At 52.1% G+C, this 5,804-nt stretch carries 4 protein-coding genes and 3 pseudogenes; 2 read left to right on the top strand and 5 right to left on the bottom strand.

The window, feature by feature from the left end; all coding sequences use genetic code 11:
• A pseudogene (locus QZ506_RS06720) lies at positions 1-78 on the bottom strand (IS1 family transposase); the annotation flags it as partial.
• A 61-nt stretch (positions 79-139) separates the two neighbouring features.
• Between QZ506_RS06720 and QZ506_RS06715 the strand changes: the two are divergent.
• A pseudogene (locus tag QZ506_RS06715) lies at positions 140-820 on the top strand (aminotransferase class I/II-fold pyridoxal phosphate-dependent enzyme); the annotation flags it as partial.
• A 40-nt stretch (positions 821-860) separates the two neighbouring features.
• A pseudogene (locus tag QZ506_RS06710) lies at positions 861-1,924 on the top strand (iron-containing alcohol dehydrogenase family protein).
• A gap of 34 nt (positions 1,925-1,958) precedes the next feature.
• Here QZ506_RS06710 and QZ506_RS06705 read toward each other — a convergent pair.
• From QZ506_RS06705 to QZ506_RS06690, 4 genes are all read right to left on the bottom strand, one after another.
• Complete coding sequence (locus QZ506_RS06705) at positions 1,959-2,594, bottom strand: two component system response regulator (protein WP_291969969.1); 636 nt, start codon at positions 2,592-2,594, stop codon at positions 1,959-1,961.
• A 30-nt stretch (positions 2,595-2,624) separates the two neighbouring features.
• Positions 2,625-5,396 (bottom strand): two component system sensor kinase, encoded by a 2,772-nt coding sequence (locus QZ506_RS06700; protein WP_291969967.1) that lies wholly within the window; start codon positions 5,394-5,396, stop codon positions 2,625-2,627.
• Positions 5,397-5,504: 108 nt separating this feature from the next.
• Positions 5,505-5,672 carry a hypothetical protein gene (locus tag QZ506_RS06695; protein ID WP_291969965.1) on the bottom strand — a complete coding sequence of 56 codons (168 nt, stop codon included), beginning with the start codon at positions 5,670-5,672 and terminating at the stop codon, positions 5,505-5,507.
• A 33-nt stretch (positions 5,673-5,705) separates the two neighbouring features.
• Positions 5,706-5,804 (bottom strand): IS1 family transposase (locus QZ506_RS06690; RefSeq protein ID WP_291969970.1); only part of this gene is annotated, 99 nt, incomplete at its 5' end.

Raw genomic sequence — 5,804 nt, 5'->3', positions numbered from 1 at the left:
GCCACTTTTGCCATAACCGTGTTTTTTCACAGGAGATGTCTGTTCACAAAACGGGCATCTTACATCAACTTTAGCCACTGTATTCCACATCCAAAACCGGACATTTCACACTGCAATCAACATATTGAATACACGACCGGAGTATGACCTGGATGCTTGGGCGCAGGCGCTGGCACAACCGGCCAAAATGGTGGTGTTCAGTAACCCCTCCAACCCCGTGGGTAGCATGTTGGTGCGTGAGGGATTCGAACGACTGATTGCCATGACGCCGCCGGACTGCGTGTTGGTGATCGACGAAGATTATTATGAGTACTGCGCCGCTCACCCCGATTATCCCGATAGCCTCTCCGTATTACGTCAGCAGGCGCGACCGTGGATTGTGTTGCGCACCTTTTCCAAGGCATACGGTCTGGCTGGGTTGCGTGTGGGGTATGGTTTAGCGTGTCATGCCGAGATGGTGAAATTGCTCGATCGCGTACGTACACCGTTCAATATCAACCGTATGGCGCAGGCTGCGGCACAGGCGGCGCTGTTGGATGTGGCGCACGTGGCACGCAGTGTCACCCATGTCTCGCAGCAACGGGCCTGGCTCAGAGATCAACTGCACGCCTTGGGATGGTTTGTGGCTCCGTCGCAGGCCAATTTCCTGTTTGTGAATGTTGCGCAGGATAGCGCTGCGTTGGCTGAGCGTTTATTGCATTTTGGGGTGATTGTGAAGCCCTGCCTGGAAGCCGGATACACCCAATGGCTGCGGATCTCTGTGGGGTCTGAGGCCGCCAACCAACAGTGTATTGCGGCGTTGCGCCAGTGTGCGCAGTAGCCCCATTTCGGCCAATTGACTGAATACTTACGGAGAATACATGCAACAGGTCTATTTTCCTGCGCGCGTGGTGCGCGGCGCAGGCGCGATTAACCAGTTGTGCACCATCGCTTCAGCGTTGGGTAAGCGTGCTTTGGTTTTGGGGGGTAAGAATGCGCTGGGCGGCGTCATCCCTGATTGATGCACAACTGGCAGGAGCCGGTGTGATCAAGTGTTCCGATATCTGGTACGGCGGTTAGTGCAGCGAAACACAGATTTTACGTCTGGCGCAAGACGTACGCACCCACGCTGCAGATGTGATTATCGCTGTGTGTGGTGGGAAAGCACTGTATACAGGCAAAGCCGTAGGATTGGAAACCTCCCGTCCGGTTATCACCCTGCCGACCATCGCGGCAACCTGTGCCGCGGTGACGCCGCTGACGATTCGCTATCATGACGATGGCCATTTTCGCGATCTGTATCATCTGCCAGTCGCTCCTGCTGCGGTGATTATTGATTCCGATATTCTGGCTAAAGCACCGCTGCGCTGGCTGGCGGCGGGGCTGGGCGATACGCTGGCAAAATGGTATGAACTGCGAGCTATTAGCGGTAATAAGGATGTCACCGGTTTTGGTGCGTCCTCCATGGCAAACAGCCAGCTCTGCTATCAACAAATTGCCCGATTTGGTGCCGCCGCCTGTGAAGCAGTCCGGCAACGGCAGGCAACACCGGCGTTGGATCAGGTGCTTGATGCTATCTTCTTGTTTGCAGGGTTGACCTCGTTGATGAGCAATGGTGCCCATGCGCTCTACGAGGGCTTTACCGTGTGCGATAAGACGCACACACGGGCATGGCCTGCTGGTGGGGTTTGGTAATCTCTGTTTACTGGCGCAGGAAGGGCGTAGCGATGATGAATTGCTTGAAGCCATTGCGTTGGCGAAGGATTGTGCCATTCCAACATCACTGGCAGCGATTGCACCAACCCTGACTTCTGAGGAACAGGCGGCCATATTGAATGCGGCCGTGACGGCACCGGATATGTGCAATATGCCCAATGTCGTTACCCGCGAGACGCTACGCGAGGCTATTCATCGCGTAGAACATCTGGCTATCAGCGCCTGTTAACAGGCGCTATAAAGTGTGGCCTGGTATAAAAAACTCAATCAGTTAGCCCTAAGCGCCTCGAGCAATTAAGCAACTCTGTCACTTTATGTACATTGAGCTTTTTCATAATGTTCAGTCGATGGGTTTCGACCGTTTTAACGCTGATGCACAGTTGTTCACTGATAAGGCGGTTGGTGTAGCTGTTGGCAATAAGTCTCAGTATTTGCCGTTCACGCGGTGTCAGCAACTCCGGACTGCCCCCTTCCGTGTTCAGGGCTGAGTTGATGGCATCTCGGTTTAGAGCCGGGTCGATATACCTTTTTCGGACGGCCATGGTCTGTATTGCAGCCAATAATGTCTTTTGGCTACTGTTTTTTAATACGTACCCCATTGCGCCAGCTGACAGAGTGCGTATTGCCATAAACTCCTCGTTATGTGCGGTGTAAGCGAGGATCGCCATTTTAGGCCAGCGCGAACAGAGCTGTGGGATAAGATCCAGCCCATTGATACCCGGCAATCCCAGATCGAGGATCACAATATCTGGTTCGTGCAGGCGGCAGGCGTTATAGACCTCAAGGCCATTTTCAGTGTGCGCAATGATACGGAAGCGCGGATAGGGCACCAGCAAATTGATAATGCCGTTTATGATCAACTCATGATCGTCCACCAGCAAAATTTTATGATCGTTCATATTCCATTCCTCTCAACAAAACGTTGTCCTTTACGGTGAACATTTCAAACGTAAAGCGACATCCAGCGTAAGACGTAGTTCTGCAATTTCCGCGTTGGATAATGGCAGTCCACGTTTAACACGGTTCTCCATATCGATCACATCGCACAGCAATGGACCGAGACCAGCCTGCCCGATGCATCCTTTTAGGGTATGCAACAGCGTGATAGTTTTTTTCTGATCGCTTGAATTTTGTTCAATGTCTGACAGCAATTCACGAAGTGCACGACGGATTTTTCGTCGCATCGTGGGGTGGGTGATGTCGATGATGGCCTTGTCTGTCAGGTTATCTTGCTCTTGCAGATCGATTTCTCGCTGAAGTTGATATTCTGCAGCGATGCTGATGCCATCGGCCAAATGCGCCAGCGTGACGGGCTTGGTCAGGTAATGGTGCATACCGGCTTGCTTGCAACGGACAATTTCTTCCGATGCAGTGTTGGCCGACAAGGCCATAATGGCGCATTCAGGATCCTGATTATTGCTGTCCTGACGCCACTGTCGGGTGCAGGTCAGTCCATCCATCTCCGGCATACAGACATCCATCAACACCAGATCAAAACGTTGTTGTCGCCCACACGCCAGCGCTTCCCGGCCGTTACAGGCGGTAGTGACGTTTTGCCCGAGCAGCGTCAGCATGGCACCAATGATGTCGCGGTTTATCGTCGCATCATCAACGAGCAGGATATGTAGTCGCCAGGGTTGAACCGGAATCACCGCTTTATCGGTGTCGGTGATGCCTGACGTTATCTGAGCGGCTAGCGTATAGAGTTTGCCCGGCAGAAAGCCAAGTTCATCAGCACACAGGGCATTGTCATGCGTTGCGGAATCGCATGTCAGTCCCCATTCGCTCAGTTGCCGGTGCAGTGCCAATGGCGCGGTGATATTGCCGCTTAATGGCGTGGGCGTGACGTGTTTACCGAGTGGCATCATAAAAGAGATGCAGGTACCGAGCCCTACCGAACTGTTGAGATCCAGCCAGCCCCCCATCATTCGAGCCAGATTCGAGGCAATCGTCAGCCCAAGCCCAGTCCCCTGAATGTTTCCCTGGCTCTGAAAGAAAGGGGTGAATACCGCATCGCGGTCGGCAGAGGCAATGCCTTTGCCGCTGTCACAGACGGCAAATATCAGCGTGTTATCGTCGCGCGTGACGCTGAGCGTTATCCCCCCGTTATCCGTAAATTTGACCGCATTCCCCAACAAATTCACCAGAATTTGCCGCACGCGAGTCGCATCCATATCGATAAGCAAGGGCACATCACCGCTGACGATGGTGCGCAGCATCAATCCTTTGCTTTTTCCAGGCCCCTGAATGGTGTACATCGCGCGATCAAGCAGCGGGAGCAGCGCTGTCTGCTCGACGTGCAGCGAGATTTGCCCTGACTCTATACGCGAGAAATCCAGCAGGTTGTTGATGATATCCAGCAATGATAGGGTACAAAGCCGGGCCGTTTCCGCCAGATGACTTTGCTTGGCGCATAGCGGGGTGAGTTGGAGCAATTCCAGCGCACCCAGTGAGCCGCTGAGCGGCGTGCGCAGTTCATGGCTGATGGTGGTCAGATGGCTGCTTTTACGTTTGTTGGCCTGTTCCGCCTGCTGCTTGGCGATAATCAACTCGCGTGTGCGTTCAACCACGGTATTTTCTAGGTTGTCATGGTTGTCATGTTGCGCGCGCAGATCGTTCAACAGCCGGTTGTAAGCCTGAGCAATGCTGCCGAGTTCATCATGACGGTTTTCCGGCAAACGCAGCGACAGTGGTGCCCGTTTCGTTTTATTGATGATATCGACAAAGTCCTGCAACGGGCGGGCCAGATGACGGTGGAGCAGCCCCAACAACATCAGTGCAATGAGGACTAACGTCGCTAATGCGAAAGGCAGTTGGCTGATGACGATAGACAGCGCTCGGTGGATGATATCCCGCGTTGGATACAGGATAACTTGTTGCCAGCCGGGCCCTTTCAACTGGGTGCGCAGCACCAGATAGCCGGGAATTTCCTGCCAGCCATCATGCAGCGTGACATCGTTGAACCGCGCCTGTAGTGCTTTACTTTGCTTTTCGTCGAGCAGGGAAAAAGGCAGTATGTGATTTTGCTTATCCAGCCAGAGGCTGATATCACTGCCGGAGAACAACTGGCCGTAAGAGAGCACATCGCTTAATTTGACCGAAAGCCCGGCGAGCATACCTTGTGAACTGGTGGCCGCAACGGAGATGCTCCAGCCTACGCCCTCTGTGTACTTGGGTTCGCCCCAGTGCATATTGTGGTTGAGGGAGCTGCCAAGCAATTCCGTTAACTCGGTGCGTCGACGTGAAAAATAGTCGGCGGGGTGCTCGCGAGGGGGCAGCAGCGAGATGCCATAGCGGCTATCCAGCACAAAACTGTCGAGATAATAGGTTTGCCCGGCGGTGCCGTAAACCTGGATAAAGCTGCGATCCTTCTCTTTAACCGTTTTGGGGATACATGCGCTGGTATCAATGGGCAGGTAACAGCTTTCACTTTTGTCGACCACTGCCTTGTCTGCGGCTTCGCTGTGGTAAAGGTGGTAGCGGTGTGCTAATATCTGCGCATCCCGTTCTGCACCTTCAAAACGGTGATTGGTTAACGTTGCACGCAGGATAGAAAAGTGCGTTAGATTTTCAATTAAATAATGTTTTTTCTGGTTAAGCGAGGCGTAGGTTGCAGCAAAAACAGAAACCAGCCAGATCATAAATAAGCACAGTGATATAAATAATGTCGGTTTACTCACCAATGAGCGTTTTCTTTTCATTGTCATACCCGAGAATGGCGTCTAAATGAAATTGCCCCTGTGGGCGAATGAATTTACGTCTGTCGGTTTTCTCTAACACGGTAATTTTCACTAAAACTATAATAGGCTTTAGCGCCGCAATTGTTTTAATTTGCAAATATATATAACCTCTCCATAAGTAAAAATCGGGGTCGTGTATTCAACATGTTGATTGCAGTGTACCATATTCGGTTTTGGATGTGGAATACAGTGGCTAAAGTTTATGTAAGATGCCCGTTTTGTGGGTCGTGTATTCAATGGGTTGATGTAGCATCAAACGTAGTACTCGCGTTAGATGTAAGTACCGATGATCCTATCGTGCATTTCGGATGATTTTGAATATCCGAGCGTCTTGCGATTGAGCCGTTGCAATCGGTTACGCAGTGTCAG

The sequence above is a fragment of the Candidatus Symbiopectobacterium sp. genome (genome assembly GCF_020054415.1).
Classification (GTDB): Bacteria; Pseudomonadota; Gammaproteobacteria; order Enterobacterales; family Enterobacteriaceae; genus Symbiopectobacterium.
The sequence above is the reverse complement of the archived record's forward strand: the minus strand, read 5'-3'. Positions and strand labels throughout refer to the sequence as shown.